The organism is Stenotrophomonas sp. TWI1183, from assembly GCF_039673115.1.
Lineage (GTDB): Bacteria > Pseudomonadota > Gammaproteobacteria > Xanthomonadales > Xanthomonadaceae > Stenotrophomonas > Stenotrophomonas maltophilia_AA.
Map to the genome: position 1 here is coordinate 57702 of NZ_JBDJKZ010000009.1, position 18410 is coordinate 76111.

Consider the following 18410-nt stretch of genomic DNA (forward strand, 5'->3'; position numbering starts at 1 on the left):
CCGAACCGATGACCGCCCAATCCGACTCCCTTGTCCGTTTCCTGCTTCCCGATGCCGGCGTCCGCGGCGTGCACGTGCACCTCGATGACACCTGGCGGGAAATTCTCTCCCATGCGGTCTATCCGCCGGGCGCCGCTGAGCTTCTCGGTGAGGCGAGCGTCGCCTCTGCGCTGTTCACCGGGCACACCAAGGTCGATGGCCGCCTGTCGATCCAGCTGCGCAGCAACACCGCCATGCGCACCCTGTTCGCCGAATGCACCGCGGCCGGCACCCTGCGCGGCATCGTCCAGCTGACCGACGGTGGCGGCGACGCGCCGCGCGACCTGACCGCGCTGGGCGAGGATGCGCTGCTGGCGATCACCATCGAAAACCCTGGCCTGGACCCGCGCGAACCGCAGCGGTACCAGAGCCTGGTCGGCCTGACCGCGGCCGGCCTGGACGAAGCCTTCGAAGATTATTTCCGCCAGTCCGAACAGCTGCCGACCCGCTTGCTGCTGGCCGCCGATGGCACCCGCGCCGCGGGCCTGCTGCTGCAGAAGCTGCCCGGCGACGAAGGCGACCAGGATGGCTGGTCGCGGGCCAGCGCCCTGTTCGAGACCCTGGGCAAGCAGGAACTGCTGGACGTGCCGGGCCACGATCTGCTGCACCGCCTGTTCCATGAAGAGACGCCGGAACTGCTGGGCGACAAGGCGCTGCGCTTTGCCTGCTCGTGCTCGCGCGAGCGGGTGGAAGGCATGCTGCAGTCCATCGGCGAGGAAGAGGCCCGTGCCGCCGCCGAGCCCAGCGGCGCGGTCGAGGTGCGCTGCGAATTCTGCGGGCAGGAGTATCACTTTCCGTTGACGGAATTCGACATACTGTTCCGCGGAATGGATGTTTCCTCGCCGGAACCTGAACGGCTTCAGTAATCTCGACGCGAGTTTTGTTCTGGGGAGAACGAAGACTTGTTAAGAAATCATAAACGCCCTAGGATCAATGTCCCGCTTCGGCGGGAACTTGTGTTCACTGCGCTTGTCTGAGAGTTCCCATGCATCCCCTTCTGCGTCTACCGCTTGCCCTGATGATCGCCCTAGGCGCGATCCCGGGCGCGCATGCGCAGGCCAAGGGCAAGCAGGACGGCACCGTGTTGCCGGTCTGGAACAAGGGCAGCGGCAAGGTCGAGGCCCTGCTGTACCTGGAACCGACCGGCGAGCAGGCCGTCGGGGCCCGCTGGCATTTCGGGCGCAGCTCGCTGGATGCGGCCTTCGGGCTGTCGTCGGGTGACTCGCTGGGCCTGCTCTGCAACAGCAGCCGCGGCACCAGCATCAGCGGATTGGCCAGCCATTGCATGCTGGCCACGCTCGGCGATGAAGACGACAGCACGCTCAGCCGCAGGGTCAGCGGCACTGCCGCGTTCAACCGCCCCGGCGGTCGCGTCGGCCTCACCGCCGGTAGTGGCCGTGACACCCTGCCGGCCTGGCTGGCCGGCCCGAACAAATCGCCGTCGCTGCGCGCCGAACAGAACGATCTGACCGTGTTCGGGCAGAAGAACATCGGTCGCGAGGGCTTCGTGTCGATCGGCGGCACCTATGCGAAGGCGCGTCTGGTCCCGATCGCGGACGCCTCCCCGGCGATCGTCGACCGCTGGGACAGCAAGAGCCTCACCATCGGCGCCGGCTATGGCAACTTCAGCGGCAACATCATCGGCCGCGTGGTCGATGTCCCCGGCCAGCCCGGCAAGTGGGAAGGTCTGGGCGTCGGCCTGACCTGGCGCACGCCGTGGAGCGGCCAGCTCACCGTTGGCGCCGAGAACGTGGTCACCCGTGGCAAGAATCCGTTCGCCCCGCGCAACGAGAGCACCGACGAAGGCACCGTGCCCTACGTCCGCTACGAGCAGGACCTGTAAGCCAGGCATCCCTGCCCCGCTTCGCGATGCCCTACCGCGCAGCAGGCGCCTCCCCCGTTTCCCTGATCCACGCCGCTCGCCCGTAGCGGCGTTTCTGTATGCGTCAGCCGCCGCCGATTGCATGCACGCGCGTGCGTCCGCCTAGCATAAGGCGTGCCTGAATACTCGTTGGCGGGACAATCGCGACAGGTCGGAGGCTGCGGGCGCTGCGCACCGGGTGCGAACCCTGACCCGTATTCAGGTAGAAAAGATACAAATCGACATAAAAAATGTGCCAAAAGTCATCACTTCTTAGCCTTGGCCAATGGGCCGTGCCGCCGGGTAATGCCCCGCAAGCCCTGCGGCACAACGACTTTGCCGAATTTCACCTGAATCACATGAAGTATTAACGGGTCTTTAATTTCTCCGAATACGTGGTTACTATCGAGTCAGCTTCGCGGCTTGGAGACGCCTTTCGTTTCCGCGCTGAAGCCCATCCCGATACGTTGCACCCAAGTCAACTTGGAGAGAGAGCCCAATGAACCGCAACAGCAACAAACTGCGCGACGCCGTCGTCCTCGCGCTGATCGCCAGCGCTGCCGGCACCGGCAGCGCCGTCGCTCAGGAAGCGACTGGCACCACCAACCTGGACCGCATCTCGGTCACCGGCTCGCGCATCAAGAGCACCGACGTCGAGACCTCCCAGCCGGTCCTGAGCCTGACCCGCGCCGACATTGAAAAGCAGGGCGTGACCTCGGTCGCCGACATCCTGCAGCGCATCTCCGCCAACGGCGCCGCGCTGAACCGCACGTTCAACAACGGCGGTGACGGCTCGGCCGGCATCAGCCTGCGTAACCTGGGCAGCCAGCGTACGCTGGTGCTGGTCAACGGCCGTCGCTGGACCACCGGCCTGGACGGCAGCGTCGACCTGAACACCATCCCGGTCGCGATGGTCGAACGCATCGACGTGCTGAAGGATGGCGCTTCGACGATCTATGGCTCGGACGCCATTGCCGGCGTGGTGAACATCGTCACCAAGCAGAACTTCGACGGCGCCGAAGCCAACGTCTACAAGGGCCAGTACAGCGCCGGCGACGGCGAGCGCGAAGCCTATGACTTCACCATCGGCACCACGACCGACCGCGCCAGCCTGATTCTGGGTGCGTCGTACGTCAATGAGCGCGAAGTCATGGCCGGCGATCGCAAGATCTCCGCCGGTGGCCCGCCGTTCTTCAGCGGCCAGAGCGGCACCGGTATCCCGGGCTCCTACGTCCGCAATGACCAGCGCTACATCATCATCAACGGCGTCGAGACCCCGTTCGTCAGCAACGTCCACGGCTACAACACCTCGCCGGACAACTACCTGCTGACCCCGAACGAGCGCACCTCGCTGTTCGCGTCCGGCTCGTTCAACATCACCGACAACGTCACCTTCCGTACCGAGGCGATGTACAACGAGCGCAAGTCCGAGCAGCTGCTGGCTGCCATGCCGGTGACGGGCATGACCCTCAGCGCCGACAGCATGTACAACCCGTACGGCGTCGACCTGACCGGCGTGAACCGTCGTTTCAATGAAACCGGTGGTCGTTCGTTCAACCAGAACGTCAAGAACTGGCACTTCTACGGTGGCTTCGAAGGCTTCTTCGAGTTCGCCGACCGCACCTTCGACTGGGACGTCGGCTATCGCTACGACAAGACCGACCAGAACGACCTGACCTACGGTCTGTTCAACATCTCGCGCCTCGACGAAGCCTATGGCCCGTCCGCGCTGCGTGGTGGCGTGCCGGTCTGCCTCAACGGCGCTGGCGATGTGATCGCCGGCTGTACGCCGATCAACCCGCTGGGTGGCCTGGGTTCGATTTCCCAGGATGCCTTGGACTACACCTCGTTCACCGCGCATGATTCGGCCACCCAGATCTCGAAGGGTTACTACGCCAACATCTCCGGTGAAATCGTGCAGCTGCCGGCCGGCGCCCTGGCCTTCGCAGCCGGTTACGAGTACCGCAAGGAAAGCGGCCAGTTCGACCCGGACGCCTTCATCGCGTCGGGCCTGAGCACCGGCAACGGCGCCAGCCCGACCAAGGGTGCCTACGATCTGGACGAAATGTTCCTGGAACTGTCGATCCCGGTGCTGGCTGACCTGCCGGGTGCCAAGCTGCTCGACTTCAGCGTGGCTACCCGCTACTCGAAGTTCAGCAACTTCGGCAACACGACCAACAACAAGTTCGGCTTCCGCTGGAAGCCGATCGACGACCTGATGGTCCGCGGCAACTACTCCGAAGGCTTCCGCGCGCCGAGCATCAACGATCTGTACCGCGGCGACACCGACTCGTTCGAAACCTACGCCGATCCGTGCGCCGCCGCCAATGGCCCGTCCGGTGCGATCCTGGCGCAGTGCCGCGCACAGGGTGTGCCGGCTGGTCTGGTGCAGCCGGGTACCGACGGTGATGCAGGTCCGCTGCAGACCGTTGAGCCGTTCACCTGGCAGTCCAACCCGAACCTGAAGCCGGAAACCTCGACCAGCAAGACGCTGGGCCTGGTGTGGAGCCCGAGCTTCGTGACCGGCCTGAACGTGACCCTGGACTGGTGGAAGATCGAGATCGAAGACGCCATCACCCGCCCGGCGATCGGCGACATCATGGATGCCTGTTACGGCGGCACCGCGCAGCAGCAGGCCACCTACTGTGGCCTGATCACGCGTGACCCGAACTACGGCACCGCAAGCGAACGCTACGCGATCACCAACGTCAACATGCCGCTGCTGAACCTGTCCTCGTACACGGTGGAAGGTTGGGATCTGGGCCTGGCATACCGCCTGCCGGAAACCTCGATCGGTCAGTTCACCGTTACCTGGGACAGCACCTACCTGAGCAAGTGGGAAACCAAGGTCACCGACGACGCCCCCGTCGACGGCCGCCAGGGTACGTACCTGAACCAGGATCCGTACTGGCGCATCCGTTCCAACCTGTACGTCGACTGGTCCATCGGTGACTTCGGTGTCAACTACGGCCTGCGTTACAAGTCCGGCCTGACCGAGGCCTGCCTGTTGGGTGCCGCGACCCGCGCGTACTGCTCGGACGCCCCCAACCGTGAGAACCACATCAGTTCGACCACGTACCACGACATCCAGTTCCGCTACAACACCCCGTGGAACGGCACCGTCATGGTGGGTCTGAACAACGTGTGGGACAAGGATCCGCCGCAGTCCTACGCCGTTGCCTACAACATGTTCGACCCGCAATACGATCTGCCGGGCCGCTACATGTACATGCAGTACAAGCAGAAGTTCTGATCGCTGCACTGATCAGCACCTGATGCAGCAACGGCCCCGCAAGGGGCCGTTGTTTTTTGTGCCACCGTTGCAGGCCCGGCATCCGCCGCGCACAAAAAAGGCCGCGTCTCCGCGGCCTTCTGCATATGCACGGTGAACCGATCAACCGAGCGGAATCAGTGTCTCGATCACGTGCTCCACGTAGGCTTCGAAATCCTCGCGGGCCTGCTTGGGCTGCTGCAGCTGCAGCGACAACTGCAGGAAACCGACATAGGCCGCGTAGGCCAACCGCGCACGGTGCTGCGCATCGGTGCGGCTCAGGCCGGCCTGCCGGAACGAGGCGACCAGATACTCCAGGCGCCGGTGCGAAACACGGTCGATGACCGGGCGCACCATCGGGTGATCGAGCGCCTTGAGCAGCTCGCTGTAGATGATGTGCGGCTGCACTTCATGCGCGACCACCTGGAACAGCTGGCGCAGGCGCACGCGCGGATCGGTGACATCGGCCAGGCTGCCGAAGACCTGCTCCTGCTCGAACAGTTCCCAACGTTCCAGCGCCGCCTGCAGCAACGCGTCGCGAGAGGGGAAGTGCCAGTAGAAGCTGCCCTTGGTGACACCAAGACGTCGCGCCAGCGGCTCCACCGCGACCGCGCCCACGCCTTGTTCGGCAATCAGATCCAGTGCGGCCTGGGCCCAGTCTTCGGCACTGAGGCGGCTGTTGCGGCCGGCACGTGGCTCGCCGGCGGAAGCTTCGGGTTCATTCATAGGTGGATTTAACCATACGCCGGGGTTGGTTGCAGTATGTGAATCGGTGAACGTCCGCTTCACGCCTGCTGGCACAAGGGATGAGACCACCATACTCCGAAGTATTGACATCGCACAGGGCAGGTCCATACTAGCGAGTATGGTCACTCCTTCTTCTACCCTGCCCCGCTTTGACGATGAGCGACTGACCGGCGCGCATGACGCCGTGCTCGCCGCCACCCGTTCGGGCCCGGGGCGCCGCGGCACCGTCCTGTTCGCCCACGGCTTCGGCCAGACCCGGCATGCTTGGAACGCCACCGCGAACGCGCTGGTCGAGGCCGGCTACCAGACCCTCGCCTACGACGCGCGCGGCCACGGCGATTCCGACTGGAACGCGGCCGACCTTGCCTACCACGGCGAACAGTTCGCCGATGACCTGATCGTGCTGGCGGGCGAACAGCCGCAGCCGCCGATCCTGATCGCCGCGTCGATGGGCGGCCTGTTCGGCCTGCTCGCCGAGTCGCGCTGGCCGGGCCTGTTCTCGGCGATGGTGCTGGTGGACATCACCCCACGCTGGGATACCGCCGGTGTCGAAAAGATCCTGATGTTCATGACCGCGCACCCGGAGGGTTTCGCGTCGCTGTCGCAGGCCGCCGACGTGATCTCTTCCTACATGCCGCACCGCCCGCGCAAGTCCGACGACGCCCTGCGTGCCCTGCTGCGCGAGGACGGTCACGGTCGCTGGCGCTGGCACTGGGATCCGCGCCTGGTCGCCGAGCTGGCGCGTGACAGCGAACAACACCAGGACGCGCTTGCCGAGGCGGCGCGCCAGGTGAAATGCCCCCTGCTGCTGGTCAGCGGTGGCCGCAGCACCCTGGTCACCCCGCAGACGGTGGCCGAGTTCCTTGCGTTGGTGCCACATGCACGCCACGTGCAGCTGCCGGAGGCCACCCACATGGTCGCCGGTGACGACAACAACGCCTTTACCGCTACTGTGTTGGACTATCTGGACGTGTTGCCCTCGGCCTCCGCCGTCGCATCGTCCGCCATTACCGAGCACGTCACCGGAGCACGCTCATGAGCATTGTCGTTCCCTTCCTCGTCGTCCTGTTGGCAGGTGCGTTCGTCGCCTACCACCGGATGCGCCTGATCACCTGGACGATCATCAGCCTCGTGCTGCTGGCCGCCTGCTGGTTCATCCCGTACGTCAACCAGACCGCCACGATCGTGGCCGCGGCCATCGTCGCCGTGATCGCCGTGCCGCTGCTGCTGCCCTTCATCCGCAAGCCGCTGCTGACCGCGCCGATGATGAAGGTGTTCCGCAAGGTACTGCCGCCGCTGTCGCAGACCGAGCGCATCGCGCTGGAAACCGGCTCGGTCGGTTTCGAAGGCGAGCTGTTCACCGGTGACCCGGACTGGAACATCCTGCTCAACTACCCCAAGCCGCAGCTCACCGCCGAGGAACAGGCCTTCCTGGATGGCCCGGTCGAAGAGCTGTGCAGGATGGTCAACGACTGGGAAATCACCCACGTCTACGCCGACCTGCCGCCGGAGCTGTGGAGCTTCATCAAGAAGAACAAGTTCTTCGGCATGATCATTCCGAAGGAATACGGCGGCCTGGGCTTCAGCGCGCTGGCCCACCACAAGGTGATCCAGAAGCTGGCCTCGGTGTCGAGCGTGGTCAGCTCCACCGTCGGCGTGCCGAACTCACTGGGCCCGGGTGAACTGCTCAACCATTACGGCACCCAGGAACAGAAGGACCAGTACCTGCCGCGCCTGGCCGATGGCCGTGAAGTGCCCTGCTTCGGCCTGACCGGTCCGTTTGCCGGCTCGGATGCGACCTCGATTCCCGATTACGGCATCGTCTGCAAGGGCGAGTGGAACGGCGAGCAGGTGCTCGGCGTCAAGCTCACCTTCGACAAGCGCTACATCACCCTGGCCCCGGTGGCCACGCTGATCGGCCTGGCCTTCCGCATGTACGACCCGGATGGCCTGATCGGCAGCACCCGCGATATCGGCATCACCCTGGCGCTGCTGCCGCGTGATACCGCCGGCGTGGAAATCGGCCGTCGCCACTTCCCGCTCAACTCGACCTTCCAGAACGGCCCGATCCGCGGCAAGGATGTCTTCATCCCGCTGACCCAGCTGATCGGCGGCGCCGAGAAGGCCGGTAAGGGCTGGAACATGCTCAACGAGTGCCTGGCCGTCGGCCGCTCGATCACCCTGCCCTCCACCGCCAGTGGCGGTGCCAAGGCGGGTGCCGTGGTGACCGGTGCCTATGCGCGCATCCGCAAGCAGTTCGGCCTGTCGGTCGGCCGCTTCGAGGGCGTGGAAGAAGCGCTGGCCCGCATCGGTGGCAAGGCCTACGCGATCAGTGCGCTGTGCCAGGCCACGGCCGCTGCGGTGGACCGCGGCGACGTGCCGTCGGTGCCGTCGGCCATCGCCAAGTACCACTGCACCACCATGAGCCGTGAAGTGATCTCGGACGTGATGGATGTGATCGGCGGCAAGGGCATCATCCTGGGGCCGCGCAACTTCGCCGGCCGCAGCTGGCAGGCCGCGCCGATCGCGATCACGGTCGAAGGCGCCAATATCATGACCCGCAGCCTGCTGATCTTCGGCCAGGGTGCGATCCTCTGCCACCCGTGGGTGCTGAAGGAAATGAAGGCCGCGCAGGACCCGGACACCCGTGCCGGCCTGCAGGAATTCGACCGCAGCCTGTTCGGGCATATCCGCTACGGCATTTCCAACGCCGTGCGTTCGTTCTGGTTCGGCCTGACCGGCGCGCGTTTCGGTGCCGCCCCGGGCGATGCCTACACCCGCCGCTACTTCCGCAAGCTGGACCGCTACTCGGCCAACCTGGCGCTGATGGCCGACATCTCGATGATGACGCTGGGCGGCAAGCTGAAGTTCAAGGAATCGCTGTCCGGCCGCCTGGGCGATGTGCTGAGCCACATCTACATGACCAGCGCGATGCTCAAGCGTTACCACGACGAAGGCGCACCGACCGCCGACCAGCCGCTGCTGGCCTGGGCCTTCCATGACAGCGTGCACAAGATCGAATTGTCGCTGTCGGCCGCGCTGCGCAACTTCCCGGTGCGTCCGATCGGCTGGCTGATGTGGGCGCTGATCTTCCCGTTCGGCCGCCGTGCCGAAGCCCCGGGTGACCGCCTGGGCCACCGCGTCGCCGCGCTGCTGATGGCGCCCAACGAAGCCCGTGACCGTCTGGCCGGTGGTGTGTTCCTGACCCCGTGCGAGAACAACCCGGGCGGCCGCATCAACAGCTACCTGTCCAAGGCGATCATGGCCGAGCCGGTGGAGCGCAAGTTCATCAAGGCGCTCAAGACCAAGGGCATCGAGGCACTGGACTTCGTCACGCAGCTGGACGAGGCCGTGGCCGAGGGCGTGATCACCCAGGACGAGCGCACCCTGCTCGAGGAGCTGCGTACGCTCACCCTGGAAACGATCACCGTGGACGACTTCGATCCGGAAGAGCTGCGCTCGGCGGGCTACTACAAGCGCGCCCAGCAGGACGCGCAGTCCGAAGCCGCCTGATCCCGATCCTGGCAATCATGTGAACGAAAACGGCGGACTTCGGTCCGCCGTTTTTACAGGGAGATCCTGGATGTCCGCTCCACTGTTGAATCTTTACCGGCGCATGCAGCGCTGGCCCGCCGGCCCCTGGCTGTTCTCGCGTGCGGTGTGTTTGAAGGCACCCTACTTCGCCAGCATCGCCCCGCGCATCACCGTGCTTGAACCGGCCCGCTGCGAAGGGCGCATCGCGCACCGGCGCAGGGTCACCAACCACATCGGCACCGTGCACGCGATCGCGCTGTGCAACCTGGCCGAACTCACTGCCGGGCTGATGGTGGATGCGTCATTGCCCAAGGGCATGCGCTGGATCCCGAAGGGGATGGAGGTGCAGTACCTGGCCAAGGCGACCGGTACCCAGCATGCCGTGGCGACACCGGAGCAGCCGATCGTCGCTGCGGAGGCCGGCTACGCGCTGCCGGTGAAGGTGCAGGTCCGCGATGACGCCGGCACGGCGGTGTTCGAGGCGCAGATCGCGATGTGGGTATCGCCGGTCAAACGTTGATCGTTGGCGCGCAGCCACCCATGGGGTGGCTCTACATCCGATCCGTGTGTCGCAGGGTAGAGCCACGCCACGCGTGGCCGCCGCCTGTCAGGCCGGCACCATCCACCACGCCGCCACGGCCAGGATCGCCGGCACCGCCTGGATGAAGAAGATCCGCTTGTTGACGCTGTACGCGCCATAGCAGCCAGCCACGATCACGCAGCCCAGCATGAAGTTGACCAGCATCGGCAGGTGATCGAACAGGCCCCAGAACAGGCCGGCGGCGAGGAAGCCGTTGTACAGGCCCTGGTTGGCCGCCAGCACCCGCGTGGTCTCCGCCTTCTCCGGCGTATTGCGGAAGGTCTTCAGGCCCAGCGGCTTGGTCCACAGGAACATTTCCAGGACCAGGAAATACACGTGCAGCAGGGCGACCAGCAGGGTCAACGACAGCGCGATCCAATACATGGGCAGGCTTCCAGAACGTAATGCAGAGAGCTTACTCCGGGCGCTCGCCCGGCAGCTTCTTTTCTTCGCGCAGCAGGCCCAGCGCTGCAACGGTCATCGCACCGGCAACGACCAGGCCACCGACGAACACGATGTGCGAACCGAACAGGGACAGCCCCTTGTGCAGCCAGGCGAAGCTCAGGTCCGCACCGCGGTAGACCACGGTGTCGATCGCCGCGCCGGCCTTGTAGCGCCACTGGCGGTCCACACGGGTGTAGAGGGTCTCGCGCGCCGGCTTGGCCAGTGAGAATTCACTGGCGCGGGTCATCACCTGCACGATCGCGACCATCAGCGGCAGCGGCGAGGCAGCCAACACCGAGAACCCGATGATGATCGCCACACCTGGAATCAACAGCGCCGGGGCGATCCCGTACCGCGACAGCAGCCAGCGCGTCGCCCCGAGCTGGATGATCAGGGTCAGCGCGTTCACCGCCAGGTCCACGCGCGAGAAGAACGCGGTGCTGGCGGCCGGGTCGGTGTACAACCGACGCACGATCGAGGCCTGCTCGTTGTACAGCAGCGTGCCCACGCCCACGCCGAACAGCACCATCAGCGCCAGCCAGCGCAGCAGCGGCTCGCGCACGATCAGCTTCAGGCCATCGAACACGCTGCCGCCCATCGGCGTTTCGCCGGACACCAGCTGCCGCTCCTGTTCGCGTGCCACCGCCCACAGCCGCAGCCGCCAGATGCAGCCCAGGCAGATCAGCAGGAAGCCGGCCGAGACCAGCATCAGGTTGGCGATGCCGACCTTCTGTACCAGCGCGGAGGTGATGATCGGCCCCAGGAACGCCCCGATCGTGCCGGCGGCGCCGAGGTAGCCGTAATACGCGCGCGCCTCCACGTTGGAGAACACGTCGGCCATGAAGCTCCAGAACACCGCCACCGCGAACAGGTTGAAGACCGTGATCCAGAAGAAGAACGCCATGCCGCGCCCGGGCGTGCCGGTCTCGAACATCACGTAGAACCCGAGCAGGGTGACGATGAAGAACCCGTACACCACCGGCAGGAAGACCCGGCGCGGATAGCGGCTCACCAGCACCCCGTACAGCGGCTGCAGCACCAGCATGATGAAGAACACGCAGGTGAACAGGAACTGCAGCACGTAGTCCTGCAGGGCGATCCCATGCTCGGCGAACCACGCGATCAGCGGCAGCGGGAACACCGTCTGCAGATCGGAGGAGGCCGCCATCGCTTCGCGCACCGGGCGCAGCACGTAGTAGCCGCTGAGCAGGCAGAAGAAGTACAACGAGGCCCAGATCAGCGGGGGCGATCGGCGCCAGGCACCCAGCATGCCACTGGCGGCCGCGCCGGTCCCGGCCGTCGCGGTCATTGCCCGCTCTCCGCGGACAAGGGGCGTTGCAACGGCAGCATGTGGGGAACTCCGGGCGTCGAAGCGCGCAAGGTAAACGATGCACCGCAACATCGCCAGCGTCCGGCGCGGCCATCGGCGCAACGCTGCGTGGCCCATGGCGCAGCCCCGGCCTGCCCCAACCTGTCTTATGCTCGGCGGGCACCCCGGCAAGGAGCGGCATGTACGACTACATCGTGATTGGGGCCGGCTCGGCCGGCTGCGTGCTGGCCAACCGGCTCAGCGAAGACCCGGCCTGCCGGGTGCTGCTGCTGGAAGCCGGCCCGCGCGATACCAACCCCTTCATCCACATGCCGGCCGGGCTGGCGCGGCTGGTCAACAACCGCCGCATCAACTGGAACCTGGAGACCGAGCCGGAGCCCGCGCTCGGCGGCCGGCGCCTGTGGTGGCCACGCGGCAAGGTGTTGGGGGGATCGAGTTCGATCAACGCGATGTGCTACGTGCGCGGCGTGCCTGACGACTACGAGGGCTGGGCAGCCGGCGGCGCCACCGGTTGGGGCTGGGAGCAGGTGCTGCCGTGGTTCCTGCACAGCGAGCGCAACAGTCGTGGGGCCAGCGCGCTGCACGGCGATGCCGGCCCGCTGTCGGTCTCCGACCTGCGCCACCACAATCCCCTCTCGGCTGCCTTCATCGCCGCCGCACGGGAAGCCGGCCACGCGCACAATCCCGACTTCAACGGCGAACAGCAGCTCGGCGTGGGCCTGTACCAGGTCACCCAGCGCGACGGTGCACGGTGTTCGAGCGCCGATGCCTATCTGCGCCCCGCGCGCCAGCGGCGCAACCTGACCGTGCTCACCGGCGCGCAGGCGACCGCGCTGAGCTTCGAGGGCACGACGGCGACCGGTGTGCACTATCGACGCGCGGGTCGCCACCTGCATGCGCGCGCGGCAGCGGAGGTGATCCTCAGCGCCGGCGCCATCCACTCCCCCCACCTGCTGATGCTGTCCGGCATCGGCGAAGCAGATGCGCTCCGCTGCCATGGCATCACCCCGCGCGTGGACCTGCCCGGGGTCGGCCGCAACCTGCAGGACCACCTCGACATCTGCACCGTCGTGCACACCGGGCCGGGTGTCAGCTACGACCGCAGCAGCGAGCTGCGCATCGTGGTCGATTACTTCCTGCGCGGCCACCGGGGTGCCGGCACCAGCAACCTGGCCGAGGCTGGCGGCTTCGCCCGCTCGTCGCTGGCCACCGATGCGCGCGCCGACGTGCAGTTCCATTTCGTCCCGGCGATGCTCGACAACCACGGGCGCCATCGCCTGCCCGGTGATGGCTACACCCTGCATGCCTGCCCCCTGCACCCGCGCAGCCGTGGCCAGCTGCGCCTGCGCGATGCCGATGCACGCTCGCCGCCGCGTATCCAGGCCAACTACCTGGGCGATGCCGACGGCCATGACCTGAAGATGATGCGCGAATGTGCGCACCTGTCCGCGGAGATCCTGCGCCAACCCGCCTTCGATCGCTGGCGCGGCGCGCCGGTGTTTCCCTCCGGCACCGATCTGGACGACGCCGCACTGGACGCCTTCGTCCGGGCCAAGGCCGAGACCATCTACCACCCGGTGGGCACCTGCGCGATGGGCCGGCACCCCGAGGCCGTGGTCGACCCGACCCTGCGCGTGCACGGCACCGAGCGGCTGCGGGTGGTGGATGCCTCGGTGATGCCGCGCCTGGTCAGTGGCAATACCAACGCGCCGACCCTGATGATCGCCGAACGCGCCGCCCACTGGATCCGGGCGGCCGCGGCTGGCTGAACAGGGGTGCGCTGAGCGCCCCTTGGAGATGGGCGACCTCACCCTGTCGTGATCGGCAAAACCCGCGTGTTTTCAATGTGATACGCATTCATCTTCGATTCGTTTGTGCAATGGCGAAAAGCGGCGCTAGAATCGGTCCCAGCAGTCGCGCACGGGCACCCACACGATGAACCAGAACAACAGGCGCCGACCGATCCGTTCGGCGGCCACCGGGTTGTTGGGCATGTTGATGCCCATCGCCATGTCTTCCACCGCGCAGACGCCCGCCACGGCGCCCGCCGCGTTCCCGGTCAACATCGAGGAGTCGGCGCCCAGCGCCGCCCCGCACACCCAGCCTGCCGCATACCGCACCACGGCCGCCGGCCTGAAGGTGCAGCCGCCTGCGCAGGGCTTCAACGTCGCCGCGATCGAATCGATGGCGCAGCAGCTTACCTATGGCGAACGCGTGCCCGGTATGGCCGTGGCGATCGTCCAGGGCGGACGCGTGCTCAGCGCGCGCGGTTACGGCGTCACCGACGTCAACAACCCGCAGCAGGTCGACGCCCACACCGTGTTCCGCCTGGCCTCGCTGTCCAAAGCTTTCGCCGGCACCATGGCCGGCCTGCTGGTCAACGACGGCACGCTGCGCTGGGACAGCAAGGTCACCGACTATGTGCCCGGCTTCCAGCTGAGCACGCCCGAAGCGACCGAACGCCTGACCGTGGCCGACCTGCTCAGCCATCGCGTCGGCCTGCCCTACAACGCCTACGACCGCGACGTCGAAGCCAACGCCGAGTACTACACGCTCACCCACAAGCTGGCCGCCACCTCGCTCAAGTGCCTGCCCGGCGACTGCTATGCGTACCAGAACGTGGCCTTCAGCCTGATCGGCGACGTGGTCTACGCCGCCTCGGGCAGCTTCTACGAGCAATCGGTCGAGCGCCGCCTGTTCAAGCCGCTGGGCATGGACGACGCCAGCCTCGGCCTCGCCGGTATCCAGGCCAGCTCGCGCTGGGCACGCCCGCACGTGCGCAGCCGCAACGGCTGGGTCGCACTGACACCCAAGCCGACCTACTATCGCCTCGCCCCGGCCGCCGGCGTCAACGCCAGCGCCAGTGACATGGCGCAGTGGCTGCTGGCCCACACCGGTCACCGCCCCGACGTGCTGCCCGCCCCGCTGCTGGCCACGCTGCACGCCAGCCTGATCAGCACCCCGGGCGAATTGCGTTCGGGCTGGCGCCGCGAACGCCTCAACTCGGCCGGCTATGCCCTCGGCTGGCGCACCTTCGATTACGCCGGCCACGAAGTGATCTTCCACGCCGGCGCCGTCCAGGGCTATCGCGGCCTGGTCGCGCTGATCCCCGAGCGCGACCTCGGCATCGCCATCATGTGGAACGGCGAAAGCAGCCTGCCCAGCGGCCTGCTGCCGACCGTGCTCGACCAGGCGATGGGCCTGCCCACCCAGCGTTGGCTGGACGTGGACACCGACTTCGGCAGCGACAACCTGATGGCCGAAGACGCCGCCCCGCAGGGCAAGCGCAAAGGCGTTTCGTCGAACCGTGCGGTCGCCTCGCCGCGCTGATCCCGCCCGCGAGCGGCATCGAAAAAGGCGGCCTGAGGGCCGCCTTTTTTGTGCGTTCTTTTGGCGTCGCCCATAAAAAAACTCCTTCCCCGCTGGGCTGCCAGGGAAGGAGTCTCAGGTACGGCTATCGGGAAAAACTTAGATCAGCGGTGCCGGGGTTGCCGGCAGAGCGACCGGAGCGGCCTTCTTCTTGCGAACGGCCGGCTTGCGCTTTGCGACCTTCTTCACTGCCTTCTTCGCCGACGCCTTCTTGGCCGGAGCCTTGCGGGCGGTCGCCTTCTTGGCGGTGGCCTTCTTGGCTACCTTGCGGGTGGCCTTCTTGGCGGTCTTCTTGGCAGCCTTCTTCGGAGCGGCTTTCTTGGCTACCTTGCGGGTCGCCTTCTTGGCCGTCTTCTTTACCGCCTTTTTCGCGGTCTTCTTGGTGGCTGCCTTCTTCGCAGTCTTCTTGACGGCCTTCTTCGCCGTCTTCTTCACTGCCTTCTTCGCGGTCTTCTTGGTCGCGGCCTTCTTTGCCGTCTTCTTCACGGCCTTCTTCGCCGTCTTCTTCACGGCTGCCTTGCGGGCGGTCGCCTTCTTGGCCGCCTTCTTCACCGTCTTCTTGGCAGCCGCCTTCTTGGCTACCTTCTTCACGGTCTTCTTGGCAGTCGCCTTCTTAGCGACCTTCTTGGCTGCCTTTTTGGCGGCCGGCTTTTTCTTCGCAGCTTTCTTGGTTGCCATGGGATGGCTCCTCGTCAGTGATCTATGGAGTGGAAACGCCCAGGTAAAGCAAACCCGCCGTTGCTGCGTCGCGGGGACCGCCGTCGCGTCATGCGCGTCGTGACGGATACGGGGACACCTGCCATGTGCGGCCAGGCAGATATCGGATCAGGAAGGGTCTTGCGGTTCGCTGAAGGAAGCGAAGCCATCTCCACCGTCATCGGACGCGAGGTGGATGTCCAGGTTGTGCTTCGCGACTTGATGTCGATTCTGCTCACTCTGTTCGCAGGCAAGGTCTGCTGAGGCGAAACCTAATCACGCTTTTTTTCACTGTCAACAACCCCGGCGAAAAATTTTCACACCGGCGCCTTGCCGCGACGCCCTTGCCGCGCCCTGTGATCACCCCGCAGGCGCGCCATGCCATCGCCAGCGCGGGCACCGCATGCGAGCAGGCGCTGACACCGCCGAAAAGAAAAACACTTAAAAGAAGCACTTTCGTGTCGCGACATCGCAACATCGCCGTGTTCTGTGCCACCGCCGTGGACGCGCAGCGGGTTCGATCACAGCCGCTGCGGGACTGCCCGTGCGGACCTTAAACGGACCGAAAAACTTTTCACATCCGCCCACGCTTTTTTCGACCCGATTCGCGTAACTGCGCAAACTTTTGACCGTCCGGCACCGACGCGTTCGCGCCTGGCATCGGCGCTCGAACGTCGCCGACGCATCCGCATCGATCCCGCATCGGCATGCCGTCGGTCGTCGACGCGGGCCAGATCACCGGCACGCATCGACACCGGACCGATCGTCATGAGGCGGTTGGTTCGCGCGCAATGGAGGTCCGCAACACGCACGACCCTCACGCACTGCTAACGGCATCGACACGCACCCGGCGCGCGGGCAAAAAAAAACGGCCGCACCAGGCGGCCGTTCTTCCTGCCGGAAACGCGATCAGTGATCTTCGTTTTCCAGCAGCTCGGCGTAGTCGTCCGGACCCAGCAGTTCGTTGACTTCGTCCAGGCCGGCCACTTCGACGACATAGATCCAGCCGTCGCCGTAGGCGTCTTCGTTGATGGTTTCCGGCTTGTCGCTCAGGGCCTCATTGACCTCGACGACCGTGCCGGTGATCGGGCTGTACACGTCCGAAGCGGCCTTGACCGACTCGACCACCGCCGCCTGTTCGCCGGCCTTGACCTCCTGGCCAACCTCCGGCAGTTCAACGTAGACCAGGTCGCCAAGCAGGCCCTGGGCGTGGTCGGAAATACCGACGGTGACGCGGCCGTTGCCTTCAACGCGTGCCCACTCGTGGGACTTGAGGAATTTGAGGTCGCCGGGGATCTCGCTCATGGGACTGCTCCGAGGAATATCAGGGGGGGTCAAGAAACGGGGGTAGTGTAACCAACCGGCGCGGATGCGCATGCGTCCGCACCGGGTACATCACGGCATCAGCCGTCGATCAACACGCCGGGCTGGGCCTGGCCTTCGCGCACGAACGGGAACTTCACCACGCGCACCGGGACCTGCTTGCCGCGGATGTCGACGCGGACGTCGCCCAGGTCGCCGCCCGGCACGCGCGCGAACGCGATGCCCTTGCCCAGCGTCGGCGAGAAGGTGCCGGACAGGATCTCGCCTTCGCCGCTGGCGGTCAGCACGACCTGGCCGTGGCGCAGCACGCCCTTTTCGTCCATCACCAGGCCGATCAGCTGGCGGGCGTTGCCGGCCGCCTTCTGCGCCTCGAGCACGTCGCGCCCGATGAAGTCACGACCTTCGTCCAATGCCACGGTCCAGGCCAGGCCGGCTTCGTACGGGGTGATCTCTTCGTCCATGTCCTGGCCATAGAGATTCATGCCCGCTTCCAGGCGCAGCGTGTCGCGCGCGCCCAGGCCGGCCGGGCGCACGCCGGCGGCGGTCAGTGCCGTCCAGAACGCGACCACGGCGGTCTGCGGCAGCAGGATTTCGAAACCGTCTTCACCGGTGTAGCCGGTACGCGCCAGGAACAGCGGGGTGCCGTCGGCGGTGGTGGTTTCCAGCGCGGCGAACCGGCCGAGCTTTTCCAGCGCGGCGCGATCGCTCTCGCCCAGCAGGCCGATCACCCGCTCGCGTGCCGTCGGGCCCTGCACCGCGATGATGGCCAGGTCTTCGCGCTCGATGACCTCCACGTTGAAGGCGGCTGCCTGCTCACGGATCCAGGCCAGGTCCTTTTCGCGGGTCGAGGCGTTGACCACCATGCGGAAGAAATCATCGGCCATGTAATAGACGATCAGGTCGTCGATCACGCCGCCGCGGGCATTGAGCATGCACGAGTACAGCGCCTTGCCGGTCGCCTTCAGCTTGTCCACCGAGTTGGCCAGCAGGGTGCGCAGGAACGGCTTGACCTGATCACCGCGCAGGTCCACCACGGTCATGTGGCTGACGTCGAACATGCCGGCATCGCTGCGCACCAGGTGGTGCTCGTCGAGCTGCGAACCGTAGTGAATCGGCATGTCCCAGCCACCGAAATCGACCATCTTGGCGCCGAGTGCGCGGTGGGTATCGTTGAGAAGCGTCTTCTGGGTCATGACCGGTTCCGGGGGAATGAAGG

General features: G+C 65.9%; 14 protein-coding genes. 8 read left to right on the plus strand and 6 right to left on the minus strand.

Annotation, left to right across the window (positions count from 1 at the left end):
- Positions 1–8 precede the first annotated feature (8 nt).
- From ABE434_RS10495 to ABE434_RS10505, 3 genes are all read left to right on the plus strand, one after another.
- Complete coding sequence (locus ABE434_RS10495) at positions 9–905, plus strand: Hsp33 family molecular chaperone HslO (RefSeq protein WP_346478785.1); 897 nt, start codon at positions 9–11, stop codon at positions 903–905.
- Positions 906–1057: 152 nt separating this feature from the next.
- The gene (locus tag ABE434_RS10500; RefSeq protein ID WP_346478786.1) at positions 1058–1882 is read left to right on the plus strand and encodes a hypothetical protein; all 825 of its coding nucleotides are present in this window, start codon (positions 1058–1060) and stop codon (positions 1880–1882) included.
- Between the two features lie 517 nt (positions 1883–2399).
- On the plus strand, positions 2400–5153 hold the full coding sequence (locus tag ABE434_RS10505) for a TonB-dependent receptor (protein ID WP_346478787.1): 2754 nt from the start codon (positions 2400–2402) through the stop codon (positions 5151–5153).
- Between the two features lie 141 nt (positions 5154–5294).
- On the opposite strand, the gene ABE434_RS10510 is transcribed toward ABE434_RS10505, so the two are convergent.
- Positions 5295–5897: a TetR/AcrR family transcriptional regulator gene (locus ABE434_RS10510; RefSeq protein ID WP_019185113.1), complete on the minus strand. Its 603-nt coding sequence runs from the start codon at positions 5895–5897 to the stop codon at positions 5295–5297.
- Positions 5898–6036: 139 nt separating this feature from the next.
- On the opposite strand from ABE434_RS10510, the gene ABE434_RS10515 reads away from it, so the two are divergent.
- The 3 genes from ABE434_RS10515 to ABE434_RS10525 all read left to right on the plus strand — a co-directional run bounded on the left by ABE434_RS10515 (position 6037) and on the right by ABE434_RS10525 (position 9972).
- Positions 6037–6957 carry an alpha/beta hydrolase gene (locus ABE434_RS10515; RefSeq protein ID WP_346478788.1) on the plus strand — a complete coding sequence of 307 codons (921 nt, stop codon included), beginning with the start codon at positions 6037–6039 and terminating at the stop codon, positions 6955–6957.
- Complete coding sequence (locus ABE434_RS10520; protein WP_346478789.1) at positions 6954–9431, plus strand: acyl-CoA dehydrogenase; 2478 nt, start codon at positions 6954–6956, stop codon at positions 9429–9431. Before ABE434_RS10515 ends, ABE434_RS10520 begins: the two co-directional genes overlap by 4 nt.
- A 70-nt stretch (positions 9432–9501) precedes the next feature.
- A complete protein-coding gene (locus ABE434_RS10525) occupies positions 9502–9972 on the plus strand; it encodes a hotdog fold domain-containing protein (RefSeq protein WP_346478790.1) in 471 nt (156 codons plus the stop codon).
- Positions 9973–10059: 87 nt separating this feature from the next.
- Here ABE434_RS10525 and ABE434_RS10530 read toward each other — a convergent pair whose 3' ends face one another.
- Together ABE434_RS10530 and ABE434_RS10535 are read right to left on the minus strand one after the other, a co-directional pair.
- Complete coding sequence (locus ABE434_RS10530) at positions 10060–10416, minus strand: DUF1304 domain-containing protein (protein WP_176990606.1); 357 nt, start codon at positions 10414–10416, stop codon at positions 10060–10062.
- Positions 10417–10447: 31 nt separating this feature from the next.
- A complete protein-coding gene (locus tag ABE434_RS10535) occupies positions 10448–11785 on the minus strand; it encodes an MFS transporter (protein ID WP_346478791.1) in 1338 nt (445 codons plus the stop codon).
- 200 nt (positions 11786–11985) lie between these two features.
- Here ABE434_RS10535 and ABE434_RS10540 point away from each other — a divergent pair, with 200 nt between their 5' ends.
- Both ABE434_RS10540 and ABE434_RS10545 read left to right on the plus strand, forming a co-directional pair.
- Positions 11986–13575, plus strand: coding sequence for a choline dehydrogenase (locus tag ABE434_RS10540; protein ID WP_346478792.1), 1590 nt, complete (start codon positions 11986–11988; stop codon positions 13573–13575).
- A 223-nt stretch (positions 13576–13798) separates the two neighbouring features.
- Positions 13799–15136: a serine hydrolase domain-containing protein gene (locus ABE434_RS10545; protein ID WP_346478793.1), complete on the plus strand. Its 1338-nt coding sequence runs from the start codon at positions 13799–13801 to the stop codon at positions 15134–15136.
- A 138-nt stretch (positions 15137–15274) separates the two neighbouring features.
- Here the strand turns inward: ABE434_RS10545 and ABE434_RS10550 are convergent, their stop codons facing one another.
- From ABE434_RS10550 to gcvT, 3 genes are all read right to left on the minus strand, one after another.
- Positions 15275–15853, minus strand: a complete 579-nt coding sequence (locus ABE434_RS10550) for a hypothetical protein (protein ID WP_176990610.1) — start codon at positions 15851–15853, stop codon at positions 15275–15277.
- A 927-nt stretch (positions 15854–16780) separates the two neighbouring features.
- On the minus strand, positions 16781–17176 hold the full coding sequence (gcvH, locus tag ABE434_RS10555; RefSeq protein ID WP_176990611.1) for a glycine cleavage system protein GcvH: 396 nt from the start codon (positions 17174–17176) through the stop codon (positions 16781–16783).
- 98 nt (positions 17177–17274) lie between these two features.
- The gene (gcvT, locus tag ABE434_RS10560) at positions 17275–18387 is read right to left on the minus strand and encodes a glycine cleavage system aminomethyltransferase GcvT (protein WP_346478794.1); all 1113 of its coding nucleotides are present in this window, start codon (positions 18385–18387) and stop codon (positions 17275–17277) included.
- Positions 18388–18410 lie beyond the last annotated feature (23 nt).